The 26,902-nt window shown below is 38.2% G+C and carries 26 protein-coding genes and 1 riboswitch; of the genes, 23 read left to right on the top strand and 3 right to left on the bottom strand.

The window, feature by feature from the left end; all coding sequences use genetic code 11:
- Positions 1 to 264 precede the first annotated feature (264 nt).
- Positions 265 to 912 carry a hypothetical protein gene (locus TE34_RS06100; RefSeq protein ID WP_047983953.1) on the bottom strand — a complete coding sequence of 216 codons (648 nt, stop codon included), beginning with the start codon at positions 910 to 912 and terminating at the stop codon, positions 265 to 267.
- Positions 913 to 1,276: 364 nt separating this feature from the next.
- Here TE34_RS06100 and TE34_RS06105 point away from each other — a divergent pair, with 364 nt between their 5' ends.
- The 3 genes from TE34_RS06105 (at position 1,277) to TE34_RS06115 (ending at position 5,784) form a co-directional block, all read left to right on the top strand.
- Positions 1,277 to 4,669: a phosphodiester glycosidase family protein gene (locus TE34_RS06105; RefSeq protein ID WP_047983954.1), complete on the top strand. Its 3,393-nt coding sequence runs from the start codon at positions 1,277 to 1,279 to the stop codon at positions 4,667 to 4,669.
- Positions 4,670 to 4,705: 36 nt separating this feature from the next.
- The gene (locus TE34_RS06110) at positions 4,706 to 5,095 is read left to right on the top strand and encodes a TcaA NTF2-like domain-containing protein (protein WP_047983955.1); all 390 of its coding nucleotides are present in this window, start codon (positions 4,706 to 4,708) and stop codon (positions 5,093 to 5,095) included.
- Between the two features lie 245 nt (positions 5,096 to 5,340).
- Entirely contained in the window at positions 5,341 to 5,784 is a 444-nt protein-coding gene (locus tag TE34_RS06115) for a hypothetical protein (protein ID WP_047983956.1), read from the top strand.
- Positions 5,785 to 5,869: 85 nt separating this feature from the next.
- Here the strand turns inward: TE34_RS06115 and TE34_RS06120 are convergent, their stop codons facing one another.
- Entirely contained in the window at positions 5,870 to 6,343 is a 474-nt protein-coding gene (locus tag TE34_RS06120) for a hypothetical protein (RefSeq protein ID WP_084710637.1), read from the bottom strand.
- A 98-nt stretch (positions 6,344 to 6,441) separates the two neighbouring features.
- Here TE34_RS06120 and TE34_RS06125 point away from each other — a divergent pair, with 98 nt between their 5' ends.
- From TE34_RS06125 to TE34_RS06140, 4 genes are all read left to right on the top strand, one after another.
- Positions 6,442 to 7,029: a vWA domain-containing protein gene (locus TE34_RS06125; protein WP_236687113.1), complete on the top strand. Its 588-nt coding sequence runs from the start codon at positions 6,442 to 6,444 to the stop codon at positions 7,027 to 7,029.
- Positions 7,030 to 7,087: 58 nt separating this feature from the next.
- Positions 7,088 to 7,510 carry a hypothetical protein gene (locus TE34_RS06130; protein ID WP_047983959.1) on the top strand — a complete coding sequence of 141 codons (423 nt, stop codon included), beginning with the start codon at positions 7,088 to 7,090 and terminating at the stop codon, positions 7,508 to 7,510.
- 103 nt (positions 7,511 to 7,613) lie between these two features.
- Positions 7,614 to 7,791: riboswitch (Lysine riboswitch) on the top strand.
- Positions 7,792 to 7,973: 182 nt separating this feature from the next.
- A complete protein-coding gene (locus tag TE34_RS06135; RefSeq protein ID WP_047983960.1) occupies positions 7,974 to 9,377 on the top strand; it encodes a YfcC family protein in 1,404 nt (467 codons plus the stop codon).
- Positions 9,378 to 9,427: 50 nt separating this feature from the next.
- Positions 9,428 to 10,591: a M20 metallopeptidase family protein gene (locus tag TE34_RS06140; RefSeq protein ID WP_047983961.1), complete on the top strand. Its 1,164-nt coding sequence runs from the start codon at positions 9,428 to 9,430 to the stop codon at positions 10,589 to 10,591.
- Between the two features lie 223 nt (positions 10,592 to 10,814).
- On the opposite strand, the gene speD is transcribed toward TE34_RS06140, so the two are convergent.
- A complete protein-coding gene (gene speD / locus TE34_RS06145) occupies positions 10,815 to 11,210 on the bottom strand; it encodes an adenosylmethionine decarboxylase (RefSeq protein ID WP_047983962.1) in 396 nt (131 codons plus the stop codon).
- Between the two features lie 228 nt (positions 11,211 to 11,438).
- Between speD and TE34_RS06150 the strand changes: the two genes are divergently transcribed.
- From TE34_RS06150 to TE34_RS06220, 16 genes are all read left to right on the top strand, one after another.
- Positions 11,439 to 11,951, top strand: coding sequence for a DUF4178 domain-containing protein (locus tag TE34_RS06150; RefSeq protein ID WP_047983963.1), 513 nt, complete (start codon positions 11,439 to 11,441; stop codon positions 11,949 to 11,951).
- A 67-nt stretch (positions 11,952 to 12,018) separates the two neighbouring features.
- Positions 12,019 to 12,690: a PspA/IM30 family protein gene (locus tag TE34_RS06155; protein WP_047983964.1), complete on the top strand. Its 672-nt coding sequence runs from the start codon at positions 12,019 to 12,021 to the stop codon at positions 12,688 to 12,690.
- A gap of 64 nt (positions 12,691 to 12,754) precedes the next feature.
- Positions 12,755 to 13,366, top strand: coding sequence for a DUF4247 domain-containing protein (locus TE34_RS06160; protein ID WP_047983965.1), 612 nt, complete (start codon positions 12,755 to 12,757; stop codon positions 13,364 to 13,366).
- Positions 13,367 to 13,385: 19 nt separating this feature from the next.
- Positions 13,386 to 13,781: a DUF350 domain-containing protein gene (locus tag TE34_RS06165; RefSeq protein WP_047983966.1), complete on the top strand. Its 396-nt coding sequence runs from the start codon at positions 13,386 to 13,388 to the stop codon at positions 13,779 to 13,781.
- A gap of 210 nt (positions 13,782 to 13,991) precedes the next feature.
- Positions 13,992 to 15,542, top strand: a complete 1,551-nt coding sequence (locus tag TE34_RS06170; protein WP_047983967.1) for a polyamine aminopropyltransferase — start codon at positions 13,992 to 13,994, stop codon at positions 15,540 to 15,542.
- Positions 15,543 to 15,844: 302 nt separating this feature from the next.
- The gene (locus tag TE34_RS06175) at positions 15,845 to 16,591 is read left to right on the top strand and encodes a YveK family protein (protein WP_047983968.1); all 747 of its coding nucleotides are present in this window, start codon (positions 15,845 to 15,847) and stop codon (positions 16,589 to 16,591) included.
- Positions 16,581 to 17,228 (top strand): CpsD/CapB family tyrosine-protein kinase, encoded by a 648-nt coding sequence (locus TE34_RS06180; protein WP_047983969.1) that lies wholly within the window; start codon positions 16,581 to 16,583, stop codon positions 17,226 to 17,228. Before TE34_RS06175 ends, TE34_RS06180 begins: the two co-directional genes overlap by 11 nt.
- A 223-nt stretch (positions 17,229 to 17,451) precedes the next feature.
- On the top strand, positions 17,452 to 19,272 hold the full coding sequence (locus TE34_RS06185; RefSeq protein ID WP_047983970.1) for a polysaccharide biosynthesis protein: 1,821 nt from the start codon (positions 17,452 to 17,454) through the stop codon (positions 19,270 to 19,272).
- A 17-nt stretch (positions 19,273 to 19,289) separates the two neighbouring features.
- Positions 19,290 to 20,168 (top strand): UTP--glucose-1-phosphate uridylyltransferase GalU, encoded by an 879-nt coding sequence (galU, locus tag TE34_RS06190; RefSeq protein WP_047983971.1) that lies wholly within the window; start codon positions 19,290 to 19,292, stop codon positions 20,166 to 20,168.
- Between the two features lie 16 nt (positions 20,169 to 20,184).
- Positions 20,185 to 21,339 (top strand): glycosyltransferase family 4 protein, encoded by a 1,155-nt coding sequence (locus TE34_RS06195; RefSeq protein ID WP_047983972.1) that lies wholly within the window; start codon positions 20,185 to 20,187, stop codon positions 21,337 to 21,339.
- A complete protein-coding gene (locus TE34_RS06200; protein ID WP_047983973.1) occupies positions 21,324 to 22,436 on the top strand; it encodes a glycosyltransferase family 1 protein in 1,113 nt (370 codons plus the stop codon). The genes TE34_RS06195 and TE34_RS06200 overlap by 16 nt, the downstream gene beginning before the upstream one ends.
- A gap of 1 nt (position 22,437) precedes the next feature.
- The gene (locus tag TE34_RS06205) at positions 22,438 to 23,328 is read left to right on the top strand and encodes a glycosyltransferase family 2 protein (RefSeq protein WP_047983974.1); all 891 of its coding nucleotides are present in this window, start codon (positions 22,438 to 22,440) and stop codon (positions 23,326 to 23,328) included.
- A 21-nt stretch (positions 23,329 to 23,349) separates the two neighbouring features.
- A complete protein-coding gene (locus TE34_RS06210) occupies positions 23,350 to 24,432 on the top strand; it encodes an EpsG family protein (protein ID WP_047983975.1) in 1,083 nt (360 codons plus the stop codon).
- A 14-nt stretch (positions 24,433 to 24,446) separates the two neighbouring features.
- The gene (gene galE, locus TE34_RS06215) at positions 24,447 to 25,535 is read left to right on the top strand and encodes a UDP-glucose 4-epimerase GalE (protein WP_084710638.1); all 1,089 of its coding nucleotides are present in this window, start codon (positions 24,447 to 24,449) and stop codon (positions 25,533 to 25,535) included.
- Positions 25,536 to 25,537: 2 nt separating this feature from the next.
- Positions 25,538 to 25,690, top strand: a complete 153-nt coding sequence (locus TE34_RS20955) for a hypothetical protein (protein WP_157037592.1) — start codon at positions 25,538 to 25,540, stop codon at positions 25,688 to 25,690.
- A 57-nt stretch (positions 25,691 to 25,747) separates the two neighbouring features.
- Positions 25,748 to 26,902, top strand: coding sequence for a DegT/DnrJ/EryC1/StrS family aminotransferase (locus tag TE34_RS06220; protein WP_047984007.1), 1,155 nt, complete (start codon positions 25,748 to 25,750; stop codon positions 26,900 to 26,902).

Raw genomic sequence — 26,902 nt, forward strand, 5'->3', positions numbered from 1 at the left:
CAACATACTTAAACCTGATTCAAAAATGAAAGTGAAGAAGCTCGGTTTTTGATACGGATTCAATGATCCCTGAGGCTGATCGAGCTTTCTTTCACTTCTCACTATAACTCTAAAAAGAAAAATAGTGGGCAAAATCATCCGTCGATGATCTTACCCACTAATCTTAGTATGTTTTTTTATTGTTTGTACTTTTGGAGAGTATGTCACTCAGTTGTACTAGGTCCAATCAGTTTAGAATAAAGGGGAATCGTCTCCTTATTCCTTCTACTCCTCCCCGTCTCTCACTCTTTGAAAATATCTTTCGATGTCATCCATATAGAACGGAGAGTTAGGATCATGGGTTGGGTCGTAATCTTCTTTCCCAGAGATTATTTGATCCTCATGCTCCATAATTGCCTTGTCAATCAAGGGATCCAATGGGTTATTAGTGAAGGGACTATTCCTTCTGCTTTCCCTTTGATGATGGTATCGAACAACTTCACGAAGTCTAATTTCCTTTTTCAGTCGGAGGTCTTTTTCAGACTCTAAAGATTTTGTAAGCTGTTTATTTTTATGTAGTAAATATTTAATCTCTTTTTCAAGAGATACCACTTGGCCCTCTAACTGGTTAATTTTTTGATTAAGATATATATTTTCTTCAATTGCGCTCCTCTTTAGTAGTTTTTGTCTTTCTTCTAGCAAAAACTTTTCGTGTTCCAGCTTAGATTCCTTTTCCTCCCTTTTTTGTTGTATGGCTTGTCTACCAGTACTAGAAAGACTGAATAGGTCTGGAGCGACCTCAACTATTAGCTTTTCTGATTTTAATTTAGATACTAGTGGATAGAATTCACCACTTGTAATCATTAGCTTTTGCACTAGTTCTGCTTTCTGCATTGCCCCGTTTGTAAATAAAAGATATAGTACATCTCCCATAGTTTGAACTCCTAGATTTTAATAGTTAGTTTACTAGTATCATACCACATGACTATCCAACTTTTTGCCCAATAACCTAGGACCAACGTAAATATTATTCATACTATTCTCCTAAAAAAGTTCACAGCCATCTAATATCTAGTTAATATGCCTTTGCTAGCATAGAAGATAGAAGGTAATAAAAGGAGGGTAGCGTTTGTAATTGCTTCACTCTATTTACTCATGCTAGATGATAAGATAACCCAAAGGCTAGTGGACTGTCGTTTTTTGTAGTGAATTTAGTACTATTGTTCGGTGTAGTTATTTTCAGGCTATTAGTACAATAGGAAGGAAGATATGTAACTAGTAAAGGGAGGGATTTATGATGAACCGTAAATGGATTAGTAGTTTCTTAGTTGGAGTACTTGCTGTTTCTACCATTTCTCCGGTTGTACAAGCAGAGGGGAACCCTATTTCAGATGTTCGTCCAGCTTCTTCTGATAAGTCGGAACCTATTGTCACAGTAGGTCCTGCCGGGAAGACCATTTTAGCTAATGAAGAGACAACCCAGATTGGCCCAGGGATTGAGCTAACGACATTTGAACGATTTGATGTGCGTGGTTGGTTGAATGGAGAAGTAATGAGCGTAAACATGAACCATGAGGCTGTTTCTGCCGACTTACTTTTTCCAGGCGTGATTACTAGTGCGAAGCCTCTTTCGGAGATGGCAAAACAGTATGGAGCTATTGCAGGAGTGAATGGGGACTTCTTTGATATTAACAATACAAAAGCGCCATCTGGTGCAATGATTCAAGATGGAAATCTATTAAAAAGCCCACAGGGTTCTCATATATTAACAGCAGGTGTGGATGAGAATGGAATTGGTAAAATTTCTAACATGTTCTTGGAGGGAAGAGTCCAATTACCATCTGGTGAAGTAGAACTTGCTGCACTCAATCAGTCTAGTATTCCTACGGGAGGAATTGGGCTTTATACGTCTCTTTGGGGACAAGCGCAACGTCCAACTAGTGGAACAACATATGAGGTGGTTGTCCAGGATGGTAGAGTAGTCTCTACTTCTAGTCAGGCTGGAGGTGGTGTGATTGAGGAGGGAACCTTCATTCTAGTTGGTCGTGATGCTGGTGCAACTCATTTACAAGCGTTATCCATTGGAGATGAAGTTAGTATAATCTATGCACCTAGGGTTGATGGAGATACGTTAATGAAATTTGCTATCGGTGGGAATGTGCAATTAGTAGAGAATGGAAACGTTCGTGGGAATTTAGATGACAGTACTACAGCACCTCGGACAGCAGTAGGTTTCACGGAAGATGGTCAAACCATGATTCTAGTTGTAGTTGATGGACGGCAAACCGATAGCCGCGGGATGACTCTACAGGAAATGGGAGAATTAATGAAGGAATATGGTGCCTATCAAGCATTAAATATTGATGGTGGCGGTTCCTCAACGATGGTGGCACGGATGCCAGGGTATGGAGATGCGAAAGTTGTTAACAGTCCTTCTGATGGCTCGGAGCGTTCTGTACCGAATGGAATTGGAATTTTTGTAGAAGACGGTAGTGGGGAACTGAAAAACTTTGCAGTGGAAACGGTGATGAAGGATGACAAAAGCTCCCGTGTTTTCCCAGGCTTAAGTAGAAGTTTCGTCGGTCTTGGATATGATGAAAATTTTTCTCCCGTTGGAGTAGATGGTATTCAATGGCAAGCTCTTCCAGCAGATGTAGGTTCCTTCGATGATGGTGGAATTTTTTATGCAAAAAAATCTGGAAAGGCAGTTGCAGAAGCACAGGTACAATCTGCTAAGGGAGCACAAGAGATAGTCATTCTTGGTGAACTTGATCGGATAGAAGCTTCTCAGTCCTACATTGGTTTGGAAATGGGAAGAACGGCAAGCTTTACAGTGAGTGGTTATGATCAGGAGGGTTATACCGCACCGATTGAAGCACGCGATATTACATTGGATTATGATGATCAGGTTATTACGGTAGAAGAGAATTCGGATGGGAGTTTTACTGTGGTCCCTTTATTAGATGGAGGTTCAACTACTATTACGATAACCGTATTAGATAAAGTCGTTCAACTTCCTATTACAGTTGGACTTTCAACTGTAAGTATCTCTGGTTTTGAAAGTACAGAAGGTTGGTCGTTTACGAAATATCCATCTGCAGTTGGTGCGTCAATGGAAATAGTAGATGGTCGACAAGGGAATGGTATCCAATTAAGCTATGATTTTTCAACCACGACAGCAACTCGTGCAGCTTATTTACAAACCTCTCCAATGATAGAATTACCTGGTGATGTGCAAAATATTGGTCTCTGGGTACATGGGGATGGAAATGGTGCATGGCTTCGTACCGTTCTAGAGGATGCTGCAGGGACGAGATATACATTAACACTTGCTAATTCGGTGAATTGGACTGGTTGGAAATATGTGGAGACAACACTACCAGAGGGAATTCAATATCCCGTAAAATTATGGCGAATCTATCCGGTAGAAACGAATCGTAATGATCAATATACTGGGGCTTTAATATTTGATGATTTAACCGTAAAAGTTCCTCCGACTGTAGCGGGGGTAGAAGTAGATACAGCTACACCAGATCCTTTAATTGTTCCGAATGAAGGGATTGGGGAAGACCGTTGGAAATTTGCAGTCTTATCTGATTCGCAATTTGTTGCGTTGTCACCAAATAGTCAACAGGCGCAAATGGCTCGGAAAGCATTACGTGAAATTGTTGCGGCAAACCCAGAGTTTTTAGTGGTTAATGGGGATCTTGTTGACACAGCATGGGAAGAGGATTTTGCGTTTGCCAAGCAAGTATTAGAAGAAGAGGTTGGAGATGCATTTCCAATCTATTACACGCCTGGAAACCATGAGATAGTAGGTAGTGGTTCTCTAAATAATTTCTTAGAGGTCTTCGGGGAGAACCGCTATAGTTTTGACCATAAAGGCACTCGTTTTATTTTACTAGATTCATCAACAGGTAGCTTCCGGACGAGCGATTTTGAACAATTAATAGAATTGAAGCAATCGCTGAATGAGGCAGCAGCGAATCCATCGATTAACAATGTGGTTGTATTAGGGCATCATCCAACAAGGGATCCTCTTCCAACTAATAATAGTCAGTTATCTGATCGGAAGGAAGCAGTGCTTTTAGAAGATTGGTTGACAGAGTTCCGAGAAACTTCTGGTGGTAAAGGAGCTATCTATATTAGCGGCCATGCCCATACCGTACATCTGGAGCGAGTAGAAGGTGTGCCGTATATGGTTACCGGTTCAGCGGGGAAAGCACCTTATGGTTCCTCAAACAATGGAGGATTTTATGCTTGGACGATGTTTGGGGTTGACCCTACTCCAATTCCTGCACAAGCTTTTGGTCCAGAAAATGCAGCTGCTCACGGAAATGCAAGTGGATCGGAATGGATTCAAGTAGAGGTTCGGCCGATATTAGAATCGATTAGTATGGATGCACCTGAGAGCATGGCTATTGGAGAAACCGTAGTTATTTCTGCTGATGGACATCAGGCAGGAGGGCTAAACTTCCCATTACAATATCCAGCATCCACTACTTGGATAGGCAGTAAGAATGTGTTTGTTGGCACAGGTAATCAATTAGAACGTGCTATAAAAACAGCACAGTATAAAGCTGTATATGATATAAAAACTGGTAAGCTAACAGCATTAAAGAGCGGCGAAATTTGGTTAAAAGTTATGTCTAACGGTGTTGAACAGGTGAAGAACATCATAATAGAATAAGAGAGTAGCTGGGCGGATAAGTATATTAAAGGTTTATTGTACCAACAAGATGTGGAAGAAATTAAATATACAATCAGTGAATATTTAGCGGAGTTTACCCAAGCAATTTATTACGGATCAACGTCTAGCCTAGGATATTATATCGATGAAAACAGTGCTCTTTATCAAGAACAAGTTGATTTCATCACGAATTTATATGAAAATTATATTGAAGAAGAAATATTGGACTATGAATTTAAAGACGTAAAAAGTCTTGATAAAGATACGTACGAAGCTGTTGTGAAAGAGAGTTATGCGATTTATTATTACGATGAGTACTGGTCAGATCCGACGGAAGAAACTGTAAATCAGACGACTACTTATACGTTGAAGAGAATTGATGACAGTTTTTATATAGTAGATCTTAAGGTTGCAACGGAAGACTAAGAGTTAAAAATAGCTATTGACTTCAATGAATGAGAGACATCTATTATTGGAGTTAAATAGCTTTTTTTATTCAGGCTAGGATTATTTGCTAAAAGGACTAATCATCAATAATACTTATTAAGCATATGAATTCTCTAGGAAATTTAGGAAATATTATCCAAATGATAGTTCTTTTGTAGTACAATGGAATCAATCATTAGTCGTATAGAAGATTGGTACCCGACTATTTTGTTTGGGGGGGTAAAATGGGGCGGAAGGAGAGACAAATAACAGGAAATCAAAAGGGACTACATGAAAATGAGGTACAAGTTGTTGTAGAACGGCTAGGGAAGTTGAAAGATGTTAAACGTGAGAACTATATTAGTTCCCTAATTCTAAGAAGTGATAGGGAAATGCTTGCAGCCTCATCCATGGATTATTTGCGAAATTTAACGGAAAGTAATCCTAAAATTCTTGATGAAGCGAAGGCGTATTATCTAGATAGCATTGATCAAATATCAAAACAATTGCATAATAATTTATCTCCGATGGAAATTCGATTCATTTTCACCCAAATAGCTGATTTGCGATTTAATTTGAATTCCATGCGTAGGTATTGGTTATTGCGTTTATTCTCAGGTATGAATGTACTTGGTGGAATCCTCACAGGTGCTATAGCAACTTTGCTAATACGTAAGAAAAATAAATAGATAAATACTAAAGAGTGAGTGGACGAGAGAGTAACTAATCTTGTTGTACACTCCTTTTTAGCGTGTCCTTCCTTCTTTTCCCTCATCATAAAGGTCTTAATCCAACATGCTCCAGCGCTATGTTAACTTCATCGATATCATATACCGCTTTATCCAAACAATATTGAATAACAAGATCCGTAATATCACTATCAGATAAAGCGAATCCAGCTGCTTGTAATAATTCCTCAGCTTCTTCTAAGGAAAGTTCAAGTGCTAGTATGAGGAGAAGTACCGTTGGTTTACTTGGCTGATAAGTAGGTTTGCGAATCTTAGAGAAATGCTTCCGGTCCAATCCTGCCTTCTTGTATATTTCGGGATCTGTTGCTCCTGACTCATCTATAAAGGATAGTAACAGCTCCTGAAACGATGCCTTCCGATTTGTTTTAATAAAGCTTTCTAATTCAACTTCTGCTTCAAGAATGTCTGCACTTTTATATAAGGAGTAATCTGCATGCACTAAGTTGTTTTGTTGAAATTCAATAAACGCTTCTAATTCCCGTAAGAAATTTGTATCCAACATAGCCCCTCCTAAATGTCGCTTCACAAGCGACCACTTTCCTTCTGTTGTTACTTATTATTATAGCATGGGTAAAATAATAGGAGGGTGATTTGAACATGAAGAATAAGACTGAAATTATATTTTTATTGGATCGAAGTGGTTCTATGGGAGGACTGGAGAGTGATACGATAGGAGGATTTAATTCGCTTATTCGTAAGCAATGTCAATTACCAGGTGAGACGATTCTTACTACAGTTCTGTTTGATCATGACTACGAGTTATTGTGGAATGGTGTTGATGCAAATACTGTTCTTTTGACGAATGAGCAGTATTTTGTTCGAGGGACCACCGCGCTCTTAGATGCCATCGGTAGAACGATAATGGATGTTAGCTATCGACTTTCGAATACAGCAGAGGATAAAAAACCTTCAAACGTTATTTTTGTCATAACCACGGATGGTCATGAAAATGCTAGTCGGGAATATAGCTCTAATCGGATTAGGTCTATGATTCAAAAGCAACAGGACATACATGGTTGGGAATTTATTTTTCTAGGGGCTAATATGGATGCTGTTACGGAAGCGGATAACATAGGTATTAAGGTCGAATATTCATTTGATTTTGATGCAAATGAAACAGGAGTAATTAAAATGTATGATATCATTCATGAGGAACTGTCTCAGAAGCGAGTGAATAACAGATAAAATTCGTATTCCAACCTGGCGATTTATTGTATAGTTAGTTGCAGGGGGGAGTATTAATATGAAAGTTATTAAGTATTTGATTGTTGTAATCTTTGTTTTAGTTCTTCTGGGGTACGGGGTTTACTATTTTGGTACGAACATAGCATCGGATAAATTAATGGATGCTTTAACAACTGAATTGGAAAATAGTGGTGAGATAGAGAATATTAAACAAGCTATTGAAAGTGACCCAGAGTTACAAGCTTTCATTGAAGAGGCCGAATCTATTGATAATAGTACGTTACCTTTTAACACGAAAGAAGAAGCGACAAGAGTGTTGGTGAAAAGAGTAGGGGTAACTGGCCTACAAGATATACAATCCAAGGCTCAACAAGGACAACTAACAAAAGAAGAACTCATGCAGGAAATGGAAAGCAACTTATCGGAAGAAGAAATAATGGCATTGAAAGTGATTGCCTATAAAGAGCTATACAATAAATAAGGAAATGAATAGTCTGGAAGTTAAGAATATCCTTACTTGACAAAATCATAGATTCTGTTAATATTAGTTACTATATTTCAATTTCATATTGAACCTTGTCATTCGATGAGGTAGAGGTGCGATTAGTATAAGTAAGCAGTCGGAGTATGACATCGATGAGGATTGCTGAAAGGATTAGTTGCCGAAGCGTAATGAAGGTCGAATTCATTATTGCTGGGATGCTTGCTGAACAAGGAGCATACTGTCATGCAATGTTAAGTGCATGGAGAACTACTGATCAGGATGGAGGATAACGTATTGTTCAAAGACAATGTTAGGTTATTTTCCTTTCGTTGTCTTTTTTTGTTGTTTAGATTTCTAGAAATACATGGGCCCGTGTAAATCTATTCCAACAAAAATAACTAACATACATACCTCTCCGCAGTTTTCTGTGCACACCCAAAAACAGAAAGGGATGTGCATCATGAGTACAATAAACACAGTAAAAACAAAGAAAAGGTTTGAGTTTCCACATAGTTTTATTATTTTATTCGGATTAATGGTTATCACGGCAATCACGACGTATCTGATTCCTGCCGGTCAATATGAGCGGACAGTAAATGAGGATGGTCGTTCCTTAGTTGTCGATGGAACGTATCATACAATTGAATCGAGCCCAACAGGATTCATGCAATTATTTGAATCCTTGCATCTAGGAATGGTGGACGCTGCAGGGATTGTATTTTTTATCTTTATTGTAGGTGGAGCGTTTGGGATTTTAACGGCCACTAAAACATTTGAATCTGCATTTGGATCACTGACGAAAAAATTAAATGGGAAAGAGATCTTATTAATCCCAGTTATCATGCTGTTTTTAGCAATTAGTGGAGCTACTTGGGGTATGGCCGAGGAAGCTATTCCATTTATCTTAATCGCTGTACCACTAGCTCTTCGAATGGGATTTGATTCCATGACAGGCACTGCGATGATTATCGTTGGTGTATATGCTGGATTTGGATCAGCATTTATGAACCCATTTACCGTAGGGGTTGCTCAAGGAATCGCAGGACTTCCTACTTTCTCTGGTATGGGTGTTCGATTGGTATTCTGGGCTATTTTTGTTGGGGTAACAATTGCCTATGTCATGATTTATGCAAGAAAAGTGAAAAAAGATCCGACGACAAGCTTGATGTATGCGGAGGATAAGCAACGTACTGTGAGTGAAGAAACAGATAGTGAACAATCATTATCGAAAAGACAGATTGCTATTCTAGTAGTATTAGCTCTAACAATTGTTGGACTTGCATTAGGAGTTATTTTACAAGGCTGGTATATTACTGAAATCGCCGCGCTATTTGTTATTATGGGGATTGTGGTTGGTATTATTGCTAAGTTTAGAATGAATGAAATGGCTAATGCTTTTGTTAAGGGTTGCGAAGAGATGGTTCAAGGTGCATTAATCGTTGGTTTTGCTTATGGGATCTTACGGATATTACAAGATTCGAATACAATTGATACAATTCTATACTATGTTTCCAATCTAGTTGCTGATTTACCGACTGCCCTAGCGGCGATTGGTATGTTCGTTGTTCAGAGTCTATTAAACTTTATTGTTCCTTCAGGAAGTGGACAAGCTGCAATCAGTATGCCAATTATGGCTCCACTTGGTGATTTAATCGGGGTTAGCCGTCAAACTGCAGTACTTGCGTTTCAATATGGTGACGGTATTTCGAATGTATTCACACCAACTGCGGGCGTGTTAATGGCAGCCTTAGCACTTGCGAAAATTCCTTGGATAAAGTGGATGAAATGGATTCTTCCATTGGTATTAATTCAATATGCATTAGGTGCGATATTTGTAACTGTAGCGCATTTGTTTATTTGGTAGGAGGGACAGTCCCTCCTTCCGTCATCATAGAATAAGCGGAGGAATAGTTTATGTTAGAGAATATGTTTGCTAGATTAGAAGAGATTTATCCGGAGTTAGTAGAGCTTCGACGTGATTTTCATATGTATCCGGAGCTTTCGAATACGGAGGTAGAAACGCCTAAAAAGATTGCTGCGTATTTAGAAAAGCTTGGTTTGGAAGTGCGGACTGGAGTAGGTGGCCGAGGTGTTGTCGCTACATTAAAAGGTGGCAAGCCTGGTAGAGCGGTTGCTTTACGAGCAGACTTTGACGCGTTACCGATTCATGAGGAAACGGATGTACCGTTTAAATCTCGTGTACCTGGTGTGATGCATGCATGTGGCCATGATTTGCATACTGCGGCACTTCTTGGGGTTGCTAAAGTTCTTACAGAGCACCGAGATGACATTCCTGGAACCGTGAAGTTCATTCATCAATTTGCTGAAGAGGTTACGCCAGGTGGAGCTGAGCCGATGATTAAAGATGGAGCGCTAGATGGTGTTGATGTCATTTATGGTGCCCATGTCATGTCAACGGAAGAGTTTGGAACTTTAAGTGTTAAAGAGGGATATTTTTCTGCGGCACAGGATGACTTCAATATTACGATTTATGGAAAAGGTGGACATGGAAATCAGCCACATTTAACCATTGATCCAATTGTAACGGGAAGTCAATTGGTGGTTAGTCTACAGCAAATCGTTAGTCGCCGTGTTAATCCATTGCAAGGCGCGGCGTTAACAGTTGGATCTTTTCATAGTGGGGAAGGAAATAATGTTATTCCAGATACTGCGGTGATCAGAGGAACGGTTCGTACGTTTGATGAAGAAGCTCGAACTGTTATTGAAGAAGCATTGAAGAGTGTCACCGAGTCCACTTGCGCAGCAAATGGTGCTGGAGTTAATTTAGAATACGTTAAAGACTGTCCATCCATTTACAATAACCCAGAAGAAACCAAGCAAGTACTGGAAGTAGCAAAAGGGTTATTCGGTGAGGAAAACTTGTTCACAGATGCTCCGATGATGGGAAGTGAGGATTTTGCTTATTACACGAAGGAAATTCCAGCTGTTTACTTTACTGTTGGGGGCCGAAGTGAAGAATTAAATGCCGTTTACCCGCATCATCATCCGAAGTTTAACATTGATGAGCGTGCGATTGTGAATATTGGGAAGATGTTTGTTTCATTGGTAACTAAATAAAATCTATAAAAAAACTCCATTTCACCAAATCATGTAATAGAGGGGAGGTTGGGTAAGTGCCTATTGGGGCCACCCCTCTCTTCTTATTTATCTATATAATCGAAACAAATGGCTTAAAAGGAGCAGTTAATAAACATCTGCTTACCTTTCTCCTTCTATATCGATTATAGAAGGAGAAAGATATAGTGGAAGCTATATAAAAGCAAAAATAAATGCTAGGTAGCTAATTACTCGGAACCTCTCCCTCTGTTCCAAGTAACCTAGGCCGAACAGGACCCATCCCACGAGGAATCTCCATTATCTCACTTGTTTTTGCCTCTAAAGATTCTATAATATAATTGACTGCAACCCTAGGATCCACATTCTTTCCACACGTATACACATCAATACTCGCATATCCTTTTTCTGGAAAACTATGAATCGTTAAGTGCGATTCCGAAATAATCACTACGCCACTTATGCCATATGGTGCAAATTGATGAAAGACAACCTCTCGAATTTCCGCGCCTGCTTCGAGTGCGGCATCTACAAAAATTTGCTTGATTAATTCGATATTATTTAAAGTATCTATATTACATTCCCACAGTTCAGCGATTATGTGTCTACCCATTACTTCCATCAATGAAAACTCCTTAAAAGGTATACTGTTACTCTTAAATTTAGCATAACATATATTTATGGATATGGGTGCTCATTTAGTTGAAGCTAAAATATAAAACAAAACTTAAATATATTGAAACCTATTATGGGTATTTCTCGTATTACTAGCTAAGGCTAGCATGACTACGGGGGGCTTATGATACACTTAATTTAGGGTAAGTTTATTTATTAGATGTGAGGTGAAGTTATGGGGCTATTTTCAAAAATTTTCTCCAAAAATAAAAGTAACGAGCCAGCACCAAAAGAGAGAACAGTGTTAACCATCAAAGTTGGGGATATTATCAATTATGATCTTGTCGATTACGAGGTAGTGGGAAAAATTACCTACCGAGATGGGAATTATGAATGGTATGGGTACCAGCTACTCGAAGGGCATGATACAATCTGGTTAGCAGCAGAAATGGATGATGAGCTTGAGTTAGGAATTTATAAAAAAGTTCAACTACCCGTTTCTAAACCTTATCCGAAGCAACTAGAGTTGGAGGGGAAGGCCTATTACCTGGAAGAGTCAGGTACAGCTAGGGTCATTGGTGAAGGCAGAAGCAAGAACATACATGGTTCTTTAGTGGATTATGCAGATTATTCGGATGAGGATGAAGAAAGCTTCTTAAGTATTGAGGGATGGGGAAGCGAGATTGAGATAAGTGTCGGTTATCCAATTGAAAATTATGAAATTAAAATAATGGCAGGATCGAATTAATCGTGATTTTCGACGAAGTTCGATAAAAATCGGGGAGTGACAGGCACCCAAAACAGGAGGAAAAAACATGTTTAAATTTTTCAAGCGAGTAAAGACAGTTGTCGGTTCAGAGTTGAATGCGATGTTAGACAAAGCGGAAGATCCGGTGAAAATGCTGGATCAATTTATGCGTGATATGGCAGAGGATATTCGTGAGGTGGAAGCGGCTGTTGCGAAACAAATTGCCAATGAAAAAATGTTGAAGCGCAAAATGGATGACGCTAAAGCAATGGTGGAAAAAAGACAGAAGCAAGCTGAACAAGCGATTGTTGCTGGAAATGATGATTTAGCTCGTCGTGCCCTAGAGGACAAAAAACAACATGAGTCCACTGCGACATCCTTAACAGAGTCTTGGGAAAGAGCGAAGCAGGATTCAGAAGTATTAAAGACTAAACTAGATGAAATGAAACAAGAATATCAAGAAATGAATCTGAAAAAGGATTCGTTAAAAGCTCGTGCTGAATCTGCGAAGACTCGCACGAAAATTAATCGTTCCATGTCTAGTATTGGCAATGATAAATCGCGTCAAGGTTTTGAAAGAATGGAAGAAAAAGTGCTACGTTTTGAAGCGGAGGCTGAAACTAGTGAGGATTTATCTTCCGCAAGCCGAACGCTTGATGATGAGTTTGAAGCGTTAAGTAAAAATAGTGAAGTTGATGATGAATTAGCAAAACTGAAAGAAAAAATGGGCAAACAGTAAAGGGGAACATATGCGGAGCAGTACTATTCATTAGACTGCTCCTTCTGATGAGAGGGGGATTGATTTGTGTAAGAATAAGATATTACTTATAGGGTTATTGTTCCTAGTAATTATTTTATCCGCTTGTTCTTCTCGTGGAATGAATGGGGGAGCTATCACAGCCGAGGATATACCGGATGAACCACCCAAAGAAGAAATTACTACAACGATTCGGAATTCCTCCAACTATGAGATTGATGATGTCATTGAGGCTAATTTTCCTAAAGTTACTAGCGTCAAGGGAGACTCCAGTAATGCGGATATTTTTGCGACCACACGTTTTAATCTGACAGAGCTTAGCTCACTCTTAACCGAAACGATTAAACCGACTGAGATAAGTGCGGTAAAGGATAATCAGCAAATCTTAATATATACTGATGAATTCATTACATTACGCGAAAGTGAAGCAGACTCTAGTGTGCTCTTGATTGAGGTTGCGAGTGATGAGTTTGTCAGACGAAATTATTCACCCAATTTCTTAAGTACATATTTTACGCTTAGGTTGTTAGACGATGTGTTAGATGTAGACGATTGGAGCAAAAAGCATCGCGGAACTTACTCAGGTATGGGTGGATTAGGCACACCTAGCCGTGGGAATACAACATTCCGTGGAGGCGGTCCTGGTTCAGGTAAATAATTAAAGGGAGGCGAAAAGTTTGGAACCATTTATCTCAACGTTAGTTTATTTTGTAATTTCCATTGTAATTGTACTAGCTGGTTTATTCCTTTTTGAAAACTTAACGCGCAAATATAAGGATTTGGAAGAAGTAAAAAATGGTAATGTGGCAGTTTCTTTATCGATTATCGGGAAAATAATCGGGATCTGCATTATCTTAGCCTTTGCGATTTACAGTAGTGACGTGATTTGGGAAACAATTATCTGGGGTGTGTTTGGTGTCGTATTACAAATGATTGCTTATTTTCTGTTTGACTTCTTCACAAGGAATTTTTCCGTTGAAGAGCAGCTAGCCAAAAATAATATTGCAGTTGGACTCATGTCCTTAGGTGTATCGATTGGGTTGGCATTAGTAATCGGCGCTTCTATTACGTAAAAATCAACGCATGCGGCCAAGCTTTTGCTTGGTCTTTCGTTTTTTTTGATAATACAGCTTTTAGTCATCATATTTTTGCTAACAGCCTGGTCCGTGTATTCTGGCCACTCAGTGCATAACTATTATATTTCTAATCAAATAGTACCATTCAAATTTTAAAAAACTTTAAAAAAGGAATCTTTACGTGGCAAGTGTTGGAGGGCATGGAGTTTGAATGAAGCAGCAGTGAGACAAAGTAAAATTATTTATTGGTCTTCAGGGATTGTGTCCATTTGTGGGATTGTCTTTGAAGTGTTATTTGGGGCCTTAGGGTCTTACATATTAGGGGATGGTGTGAAGCAATACACCCTGACGATTTCTCTATTCCTGACAGGTATGGGAATCGGTGCTAGTTTAAGCGAAAAGTTCTTGAAAAATCTCATTATTACGTTTGTCTGGATTGAGTTTGGAGTTGCAATAATTGGTGGATTTTCCAGCTTTACGATGTTCGGGATTACGGCCTTTGCACCTGAAGGAACAGATGCCCTGTTTTTATATGCGATTACGTTGATTGTGGGGGCTCTAACAGGGGTGGAACTACCAATTTTAATCCGTAAAGCCAACGAAATTGGAGTAACATTAAATAAAAGTACAGCACGAGTATTGTTTTCTGATTATGCTGGTGGATTAATTGGTGGAGTGCTGTTCGTGTTTCTGTTCCGTCCTTATTTTGGTATGGTTAAAACAGCATTTTTAGTTGGCTGTATTAATCTACTTGTTGCCTTAATCGTATTGTATTTATTCCGAAAAGAAATCCGTTATTTCTTGGTACATGCGTTTATTGGAGTAAGTATCGGGATCGTTCTGTTGATTGGTTTATTTTTCGGGGAAGAGATGGCGTTTAGTTTTGAACAAAAACTTTATAAGGATCCCATTATTCATACGGAAGAAACAAGCTATCAAAAAATAACGCTGACGAGGGATCAAGAAGATGTACGGTTGTATTTAGATGGGCAGCTTCAATTCAGCTCAATTGATGAGCACCGTTATCATGAAGTGCTCGTTCATCCTACGATGGCTTATGCTGAGCAACCTCGAAATGTATTGATCCTCGGTGGTGGAGATGGGATTGCTGTAAGAGAAATCCTAAAGTATGATGAGGTTGAAAACATAACATTAGTCGACTTAGATCCAGCGGTTATTAAATTGGCCAATACGAATGAGCTGTTACTTGAGGTGAATGAAGGAGCCTTGATGCATGAAAAAGTTCATGTGAAGAATACCGATGCCTTTCAGTTTTTAGAAGGAACGGATGAATGGTTTGATGTCATTATCGTGGATTTGCCTGATCCAAATAATGAAAGCCTAAATAAATTATATACACGGGAATTCTATTCGTTAGTCCGAAATCATTTAAAGCCTGGAGGTGCGGCGATGATTCAGGCGACAAGTCCTGTGTTTGCTACAGAAGTATACTGGACCATTTCCGAGACGGTTGCTGACACCGGTCTATTTGTAAAAAACCTGCATGTTGATGTTCCAAGTTTCGGAAACTGGGGCTTTGTCATGGCTAGCCGTGAGGAAATTAATTTATCTGGTCTAGATATTTTAGTAGATACGGAATTTTTAACTACGGACTTGCTTCCAACGTTAGGAGTATTTGGGAAGGATGAAGACAAGGAAATCCATGATAAGAAAGGCGAACTGGTTGAATTGAAGCCGAATACGTTAATTGATCCTCATTTGATAGAGATATACGAGCAATCTTGGGAGAATTATTAGGTGTGGGGTTTTGCTACATTAATGGAGGGACAAAGGGTCAGTAAAGGTGTCCCAGATCAGAGTGAAAGGACTGGGACAACAAACCTGTCCCTCTGTCCCGAAATTAATTTACACTTTTTTCAAAAAACATATTGACATGTTCATTATAAAGAACTAAAATGATAATAATATTAAGGCGGATAGTTTTTATAGTAATATTTATTTATTAAATGTTTATTTTTTTAGAATCATTGTTCTTTATAAAGAATAAAACTAGTATGATAGTAGCAGAACGATAAAATAGTGAAGATAAGGTGATGTTAATGAACTACGATTACCAACAAAAGCAAACTCATGAAAAGCGAGTTCGTGAAATAAACCTAAAAGAATACTTTGAAGTTATTAAGAGACGGTTTTGGATTGTCCTATTAATCACGTTCATTACTACGATTGCTGGCTTTTTGTATAGCTATTTTGCGAGTAGTAACTTTACACCACTTTATCAGACCTCAACAAGAATGATTATTGAGCCTGGAACGAATGACATGAGTACACTTATGGTCATGATTAAGGACCCCATCATTATGGAACGGGTAAAAGAAGATTTATCCCTAACTAGATCATCGGATTCGATATCAAACCAAATTACAGTAACTCGAATTGATAACTCGCACGTAGTAAGTATTTCAGTAGTCGATAGTAACCCTGAGCTTGCAGCGGCAATTGCTAATACTACTGCAGTTGCTTTTAAAGAAGAAATTGTTAATATTCTTGGCTTTAGAAATGTCCAATTATTGTCCGATGCAAGAGTTAATATGGAACCAATCAATTCTAGCGGTGGAAAAAGAACTATTATTATTGCGTTTATTTTTGGAGTGGTAACTGGTCTGGGGTTAATTTTTCTATTGGATTCACTAGATGAAAAAGTTCGAAGAGAGCAAGAGGTTGAAAAGATCCTTGGAGTACCAGTATTAGGGGTAGTTTCAAATATGAATAAAAAGAAGTACACATTAAAAAAACAGAAAAAGAAAGAGCTAACCGTAAGGAGTGAGACAGCTGATGTTAAATAAAATAAAAGGAAATCAGAAAGTCCATCTCACTACGTATACCAATAGTGACTCTGTTATCTCGGACCAATTCAGAAAGATACGCACGAATATAAAGTTTTTAACGAACAACATGCAAAATAAAGTATACCTACTAACTTCAACCAGGCAAAAGGAAGGAAAGTCAACGGTCATTTCGAATTTGACTGTCTCTATTGTTCAACAGCAATCAAAAGTATTGCTAATTGACGCTAACTTACGGGAGCCATTGGTTCACGATATTTTTAAGATAAGCAATGATAAGGGGTTAACAAATGTCCTAAAAGGTTATACCACTCTCGAGCAGGCCATTTCGCATACCGATATTCAAGCACTCGATATACTAACAGCAGGTATACCGGTTACTAATCCAACTGAGTTACTTGGAAGTGAAGGGATGAAGGAGTTGTTATTAAGTGCAGCTTCTATGTACGATATGGTGTTGATTGATTCTCCTTCCGTTTTAGAGTCTACAGATACTCGAGTGCTTGCCAATCAATGTGCGGGTGTCGTGTTGGTTATCAATCGTGGAAAGACGGTTGTAGATGACGTAATAGAAACAAAGAAAGTATTAGAATTAGCAAATGCGAATCTAATGGGTGTCATTTTTAATGAGAAATAAGCACATATTTTTTTAATTTTATTGTTCTTTATTGAGCACATAATTAGCGGTATAACGTATTGGTGATGCCTACTTACCACTATTAATGTAGGCACTCGGTCATGCTGTGGGTTGAGATAAACCTTAGACGCAAGTTGTCGTCGATAGTGTGGTGTGAGGGCGGGTTAGATGCCCATTTTTTTACATATTTCTTTAAATCTTTTGAAAGGAGGTAAACAGTTAAGTGACATATAGACAGCGGATTTCAGCATTTATATTTATAGACTCTTGCATTGTACTTACCGCAATTTTTATTAGTCAATTTCTAGTAAATGATATTATCCCCAGCGTATCCCTACCAATCTTTATTAGTCTAGCCGCAATATTAATTTGTCATCATGTATTCTCTATAAAGTTAAAGCTTTATAGGAAGGTATGGGAGTATGCGAGTGTTCAAGAATTGATCATCATATTTAAAGTGGTCTCTTTTTCTATTATATCAGCAATTCTTGTTCAATTAATTTTTACACAAAAGATTGAATATAAAATGCTTCTTGTAACGTGGCTGCTCCATATGTTTCTCATTGGTGGCTCTAGGTTTGTCTGGAGAATTTATCGAAACTCGATTTTGAATGAAAATGACGACAAAATACGAACACTAATAATTGGAGCTGGGTCAGCAGGAACAATGGTTGCAAGACAGCTGTTGAAAAATAATGAAGGAAATTTACTCCCTGTAGCATTCATAGACGATGATCCCAAGAAACATCATTTAGAAATTTTAGGGTTACCCGTAATCGGTGGAATTGAGGAAATAGCATCTACTGTGAAAGATCTCCAAATCAATAACATCATCATATCTATCCCATCTTTAAGTAGGAAAAAACTAAATATCATTTTCAAAGAATGTGCGAAAACAAAAGCAGAAACGAAAATACTACCTTTACTGGAAGACCTAATAACAGGGAGAATTGAAGTCAACCAGCTGCGTGATGTCCATGTTGAAGATTTATTAGGTAGGGACCCAGTGGATATGGATATACATAGTATCTCCGAGTATGTAACGGACAAAGTCGTACTGGTCACTGGTGCAGGGGGATCAATTGGATCAGAAATCTCCCGCCAAATAGCCATGTTTATGCCTGAGAAACTAATATTGCTTGGACATGGTGAAAATAGCATTTATACCATCGATATTGAACTCCAAGAGAAATATCGAGATGAGAAGATAGAAATTATAACAGAAATTGCAGATATCCAAGACGCAGCAAAAATGAATGCGGTCATGGAAAAATATCGTCCAGATGTCGTGTACCATGCTGCGGCACATAAGCATGTCCCATTAATGGAGCGAAATCCTGAAGAAGCAGTGAAAAATAATATAATTGGCACGTTAAACATAGCCAATGCAGCAAGTTGGAATAATGTAGAAATATTTGTGATGGTATCGACGGATAAGGCCGTTAACCCTACTAGTGTGATGGGGGCTTCTAAACGGTTAGCTGAAATGATTGTTCAACATATGAATCAACAAAATAATACTAAGTTTGTTGCCGTTCGATTTGGGAATGTGCTTGGCAGTAGAGGAAGTGTGATTCCATTATTTCAAAAGCAAATAGCAAAAGGTGGTCCCGTTACAGTCACTGATCCAAAAATGGTTCGTTATTTTATGACCATACCAGAGGCTTCAAGGCTAGTTATTCAGGCTGGTGCACTTGCTAAAGGTGGCGAAATATTTGTGTTAGATATGGGGGATCCAGTGAAAATAGTGGATCTAGCCAAAAATATCATCAAATTATCTGGATATTCTATAGACGAAATTGGTATTGAATTTACTGGAATAAGACCTGGCGAAAAACTATTTGAAGAATTACTGAAGGACGAAGAAGTGTCAGAGGAACAGGTCTATCCTAAAATATATGTTGGAAGAACTACAGAGCTATTTATCGAGGAAATTAATGAGATTATTACATCCTATCAAACGATGGATTCTATTACATTAAGAGAAAAATTAGTTAGTCTTGCCAATCGAAAAGTTGATTCGCTAATTAGTCAAATTGGTTAGGTGAAGGAGGGGAAAACATGAAAGTAAAAAAAGCCATTATACCAGCAGCTGGACTTGGAACTAGATTTCTTCCTGCAACGAAGGCAATGCCGAAAGAAATGCTACCGATTGTAGATAAACCAACGATCCAATACATTATCGAAGAAGCAATAGCTTCTGGTATTGAGGACATTATTATTGTGACAGGTAAAGGTAAAAGAGCAATAGAGGACCATTTTGATCATTCGTTTGAGTTGGAACAGAACCTGTTGGAAAAAGGGAAATTTGATTTATTAACCGAGGTGCAAAAATCATCCAAATTAGTAGATATCCATTATATTCGTCAAAAGGAAGCTAAGGGGTTAGGTCATGCAATTTGGTGTGCTCGAAAGTTTATTGGGAATGAGCCTTTTGCTGTATTACTTGGGGATGATATCGTTCAAGCGGAAAAACCATGTTTACAGCAATTAATGGATCAATATAATCATTATAAAACTTCGATTCTTGGAGTGCAGACGGTTAAACCGGATGAAGTATCTCGCTATGGAATTGTGGATGGAAGTATGGTTGCTAAAGATTTATATAACGTTACCCATTTAGTTGAAAAGCCTAAAAAAGAAGAAGCGCCTTCTAATCTAGCAATCTTAGGAAGGTATATTTTAAGTCCGAGAATATTTGACATGCTAGAGAATCTTGAGCCGGGTGCAGGTGGGGAAATACAATTAACGGATGCAATCGCAGAATTGAATAAACATGAAGCAATCTATGCCTATGATTTTGAAGGGGAACGCTATGATGTTGGTGAAAAAATGGGATTCATTAAGACAACGATTGAATTTGCCTTAAAACGTGAGGAATTAAGAAAAGAATTACTAGATTATCTAGCAAATATTGTAGAGACGGAATTGACTACGTAATAGGAGGGTAGAAAGGATGGCCAATAGCGTACTATTTTGTGCAACCGTAGATTATCACTTCAAAGCTTTTCACTTGCCATATATGAAATGGTTTAAGGAACAGGGCTGGCAAGTGGACGTTGCAGCTGCTGGAACAATTCAATTGCCTTATACCGATCACAAATATAATATTTCGATTGAACGGTCACCCTTTCATCGAAGTAATCTAAAAGCTTATCGACAACTGAAGCGGATTATTGACAGCAATGAGTATGATATTATTCACTGTCACACTCCTTTAGGTGGCGTGTTAACTAGACTTGCAGCGAGAAAAGCAAGGAAGTATGGTACAAAAGTAGTTTATACAGCACATGGATTCCACTTTTGCAAAGGTGCGCCGCTAGCGAATTGGTTACTTTACTATCCGATGGAGAGGTTGCTTGCTAGATATACAGATACATTAATTACGATTAATCATGAGGATTTTAACTTGGCTACAACGCATAACTTTAAAGCGAAATCAATTAAACATGTTCATGGAGTCGGAGTCGATACTAACAAATTTAAACCAATTAGTGATTTTGAACAGATTGATATGAAAAAAATCTCTGGTTATTTAGTGGATGATTTTTTGTTATTTTATGCTGCAGAGTTTAATCGGAATAAAAATCAAGAATTTTTAATTAGGGTGTTAGCACAGATTAAAGATGATGTCCCAAATGCAGTATTAATCTTAGCTGGCGATGGTCCATTGTTGAATGAATGTAAGGCATTAGCGGAGGAACTTGGAGTTAGTCATATGATTGACTTTCTAGGGCTACGAAAGGATATTAATCAAATATTGCCTATGTGTGATGTCGTTGTTGCCTCAAGTTTACGTGAGGGATTGCCGGTTAATATTATGGAAGCTATGGCATGTGGAGTGCCTGTTGTGGCCCTTGAAAACCGGGGACATAATGAATTGATTACTAATGATCGTCATGGTTGGGTGGTTGCTGGGGAGAACATAGAACTTTTTGCTTCCAAATTATTATTCTTAGCAAGAGAGAGTCACGTTGGGAAGGAATTAGGTTCCAATGGGAGAAAAGATATAGTAGATAAATATAGTATTCATAAGGTGCTAGCCCAGAAAAAGCAACTCTATCAATCTCTAATGACCGAACAGGAGGAATCCGTATGGGCGGTCCAGTAAGAGTCTTACATGCAGTGGTTAATATGAATCGTGGTGGAGCAGAAACGTTAATTATGAACCTCTACAGAAATATGGATCGCAGAAAAGTACAGTTCGACTTTTTAACCAGTAAAGAAGGGGTATTTGATGAAGAGATAAGGGAAATGGGAGGCGTTGTGCACCGGATACCTTATGTGACGGATGTTGGGCATTTTGGTTATCAACGTGAATTGACTCAATTCTTTGCAGGGCATAAGGAGTATAAAATTATTCATTCCCATATGGATAAGATGAGCGGACTGGTTTTGAAGGCTGCGAAAAAGGCTGGTGTTCCAGTTCGAATTGCTCATAGTCATAACACGCAGAGTGAAGGTGGGCTTGCTTCTAAGTTATATAAATGGTATGCAGGGAAGCACATTATTCCGAATGCTAGTCATTTATTTGCATGTTCTCAAGCAGCTTCCGATTGGCTGTATAAAAAGAAAGCAAAAGAATCAACTATCGTAAAGAACGGGATTGAGTCTGAAAGGTTTAAGTACTCTGATGAGATAAGAAAGAGAATGCGACATGAATTAATGATTGATGATGATGCATTCGTGTTAGGGCATATAGGAAGATTTAACCGGCAGAAAAATCACACCTTTTTACTGGATGTATTTGCTGAAGTATCTTCCAAAATTGACCAATCATATTTAATTTTAGTAGGGGATGGATCTCTGCGTGAGGCTATGGAGAAAAGAGCTAATGAGCTAGGTCTACATAAAAATGTCTTGTTTCTTGGGATTCGAGATGACATTACAGACTTGCTCCAAGCTTTTGATTTATTTGTTTTTCCATCACTTCACGAAGGGTTACCGGTAACTTTGATTGAAGCACAAGGGGCAGGGTTACCGTGTGTAATTTCCAAGGCCATTACTAGAGAAGTGGATATGGGGATGGGGTTAATCGAGTATCTTCCAATAGATGATCGAACAGCCTGGTCTGAAAAAATTGTTCGATTATCGAAAAATAGGGTGTCTAGAAATATTAATAATGGAATTTTAGCTCAAAAAGGCTATGACATTCATGGTACTGCGGAGCGGTTACAAACTTCCTATGTTTCTTTAGGGGGGATATAAATTGAAACTGTTGACGATTTTTACTCCGACATATAATCGGGCGTATTGTCTCCATCGCTGTTACGAAAGTCTAGTCAGTCAAACCAATCAAGACTTTATCTGGCTTATTATCGATGACGGTTCTACAGATAATACTAAAGAATTAGTTAAAAGATGGCTAAGTGAAGATAAGATTGATATTGTTTATCACTGGCAGACTAATCAAGGGATGCATGGAGCACATAACACTGCTTATGAGTTAATAACGACAGAGTTGAATGTTTGCATTGATTCCGATGATTATATGCCAAGCGATGCAGTAGAAAAAATTCTCTCGTTTTGGAGTAAGTATGGAAGTGACGAGGTCAGTGGAATCATAGGACTTGATGCAAATACTCAAAACAAAGTAATTGGTACTTCACTTCCAGTTAATCTGATTCGATCAACTCTATTTGATTTATATGCTAAGCATGGTGTAACAGGAGATAAAAAATTGGTGTATCGGACGGAATTAACAAGAAAATATCCGTATCCGCTATTTGCTGGAGAAAAGTATGTCGGTTTGGCTTATAAATATTATCTTCTCGATCGAGACTATGAGATGCTCTTATTGAATGAGGTTCTATGTTGTGTGGAGTATCAACCGGATGGCTCGTCCTTAAATATGTTGAAACAATACCGTACAAATCCATTAGGGTTTTCGTTTTATCGGACGGAATTAATGAAGCTGCCGTTTGTAAGTGAAATATTTAAATTTAGGCAAGCGATTCATTATGTATCTAGTAGTCTATTGAGTAGGAATAAGAGGTTTGTAATGGAATCTCCTAGTAAAGTTCTAACGGTATTAGCTATTCCGTTAGGTTTTTTATTATATGCTTATATTTCGTTTAAGACGAGAGAATTAAATGTATAGGTTTTTGAAAGGGATAGAAAAATGACATTTCTTTGGATTAATCTTGCGGTGGTTTTTTTGTTTGCGTTAATTGCAAGATACTTTTCAACCCCTGTTTTAGTCGGCCATCAGAATTTGGTTTTTAATGTGAAACCTAATAAGGTGTTATTACTTATTTCGGTAGCTACATTAGTTGTAATCTCCGGACTTCGAGCAAATATAGGAGACACATTCTTTTATAAACGAATCTATGAAATAAACGTGATCGATTGGGAGTTTATATTAAGTCAAAAGGATTATGGGTTTGGTGTTTTACAAATGCTTCTTAAGAATTACGTTTCCGATGATCCGCAAGTTCTCATATTTACTACAGCATTAATTACTAATATTTTAATTGTTACGGTTTTATACAAATATTCCAGGCTAATTGAAGTAAGTCTATATGTGTATATAACTGGCGGATTATTTTTAGTGTCGATGAACGGAATTAGGCAAATGCTTGCTGCAGCTATCTTTTTTACAGCTACCCATTTTCTTATTAAAGGAAAGTTTATCCCTTATGCATTGATAGTTGTATTTGCATCCCTATTTCACCAAAGTGCACTGGTTTTACTACCGATTTATTTTATTGTTCGATTTAAGGCTTGGTCTAGGGCTACGCTGCTTCTTCTTGTAGTAGCAGTAGTAATAGTTGCTGGGTTTGATCAATTTTCATCGCTTCTTTTTAGTGCGATTGAGGATACACAGTACGGTGGCTATGCAGATTTTGAAGAAGGTGGAGCAAACTTAATTAGAGTAACAGTTGGCGCTGTTCCTTTAGCTATTGCGTTCCTTGGAAGAGATAAGTTAAGAAAAATTTTTCCGGATAGTGATTATATTGTCAATATGTCTCTAATCGGATTTGTATTCATGGTAATTGCTACACAAAACTGGATTTTCGCTAGATTTTCTCTTTATTTTGAACTGTACCAACTTATCCTTATTTCATGGATTGTTAAGGTATTTCGTGAGAAGGATCAAAAACTGATCTACTTCGGAATAATCCTATGTTATCTTCTTTACTATTTTTACGACAGTGTTATTACGCTGAATATTCAATATAGAAGTGACTATTTAATGTTATAGAAAGGAGGATAGATATGGCGATTCTCGTTACAGGTGGGGCTGGATATATAGGAAGTCACACTTGTGTTGAACTTTTACAAGCAGGATATGAAATTGTTGTGATAGATAATTATTCGAATAGTAGTCCGGTATCTCTAAACCGAGTTGAGGCAATTACCGGGAGGCAATTTGTATCTTATGATGTGGACTTACTCGATAGGCATAGCCTTCGAAAGGTATTTCAGGAAAATGATATTGAGGCTGTCATCCATTTTGCAGGTCTAAAAGCAGTAGGTGAATCTGTATCTGTCCCATTGAAGTATTACCAGAATAATATTGCTGGGACACTTGCTCTGTGTGAGGTGATGCAGGAATTTGGCGTGAAGAAATTGGTATTTAGTTCCTCCGCAACAGTTTACGGTCAAACGGAGAGAATACCGATTACGGAAGGTGAAAGTCTAGGGGCGATTAATCCTTACGGCCGAACGAAACAGATGATTGAGGAGATTTTACGTGATATTGCCTTTTCAGATCCCGAATGGAGTGTTGCTATCTTACGTTATTTTAATCCGATTGGAGCGCATGATAGTGGCTTGATTGGTGAGGACCCTAATGGGGTGCCTAACAATTTAATGCCGTATATTGCTCAGGTAGCTGTTGGAAAAAGGAAGCAACTTCAGATATTTGGCAAGGACTATCCTACGAAAGATGGTACCGGTATACGGGATTATATCCATGTGGTTGACTTAGCAATTGGTCATATCCGAGCTCTGGAGAGAATTAATCAATCAAAAGGTATCGAAGCTTATAATTTAGGCACTGGAAGAGGTTATAGTGTTCTTGAAGTGGTAGAAGCTTTTGAAAAAGCTACAGGTAAGAAAATTCCTTATAAGTTTGTAGATAGAAGGTCTGGTGATGCTAGTATTTGTTATGCAGATCCTACAAAGGCTAGAGTCCTACTAAAGTGGGAAGCGTTGCGTGATCTAGAGAGAATGTGTGTAGATACTTGGAACTGGCAGAGGAATAACCCATATGGTTACAGGGATACAAATGAGAATATGGAGTCAACTGATCCGGTACATAGTGTAGCGGATTTTTATTATGCAATAGAAAAAGAGGTATAGCAATGAATAACACATTAACTGAACAAGAATTAAGAGAAATATTACAATTCGTTTATCAAAAAGGTACAGAAATGAATGACGCTACTGTAACAGAAATTATTGAAGAAATGAAACAGAAACTCCTTATTACATATGAAAGACATAAAACCATCTAATTATTGAAGGTAGTGATTATATTGAGCAAATCAAAAATTTATCTTTCTCCACCGCACATGAGCGGGATGGAACAAAAATACATTGAAGAAGCATTCCAATCCAATTGGATTGCTCCTCTTGGCCCTAATGTAGATGCTTTCGAAAAAGAGTTAGCGGAATACGTAGGAGTTAAAGGTGCTCTTGCGGTTAGTTCCGGTACAGCAGCGATACACTTAGCTCTGAATTTACTTGGTGTAGGAGTAGGAGATAAGGTATTCTGTTCCACACTAACGTTTATAGCCAGCGCAAATCCAATACTCTATCAAGGGGCAGAGCCAGTATTTATTGACTCTGAACCAGAAACATGGAATATGTCACCAGAAGCATTGGAACGTGCATTAGAAGATGCGTATACAGCAAACCATTTACCAAAAGCTGTGATCGTAGTGAACCTATATGGGCAAAGTTCTAAGATGGATGAAATTGTGTCTATCTGTGACAGCTACAATGTTCCTATCATAGAAGACGCCGCAGAGTCACTTGGAGCAACATATAGAGGGAAGCAAAGTGGTACATTTGGAAAATTTGGAGTCTATTCATTTAATGGAAATAAAATAATAACAACTTCGGGTGGCGGAATGCTTGTATCTGACGATGCAGAAGCAATTGAAAAAGCTCGCTTCTTAGCAACACAAGCTCGTGATCCTGCACCTCATTATCAGCACAGTGTAATGGGGTACAATTATCGACTCAGCAATCTTCTTGCTGGTGTTGGAAGGGCACAACTACAAGTACTTCCAGAAAGAATTGAAAAACGAAAAGTTATCTCTGAACTATATCGCCTATTGTTAGGAGAATTACCAGGAGTTCAATTTTTGCCTGAATTGGATGGTCTTATAAGCAATCATTGGCTAACGGTCATGACTTTGAACGAAGAAGAAGCTGGTGTTTCCGTCGATCAATTAATTCAAGCACTTCATGAGGAACACATTGAGTCTAGACCGGTTTGGAAACCGCTACATTTACAGCCTTTATTTGCTAATACGGACTATTACTCTCACCAAGATCATGTGCATATCGCGGAACAGTTATTCCATACCGGAATATGTTTACCATCAGGTTCTAGTCTTTCAACAGAAGACCAATTACGTGTCATCCGATGTATACGAGATCAATTTGAACGGAGTTACGAAATTAAAGATATGTCTCTGTTAAAGGAATATGAGGTATGA

Origin of the sequence: Ornithinibacillus californiensis (assembly GCF_001038485.1) — a bacterium.
Lineage (GTDB): Bacteria > Bacillota > Bacilli > Bacillales > Amphibacillaceae > Ornithinibacillus > Ornithinibacillus californiensis.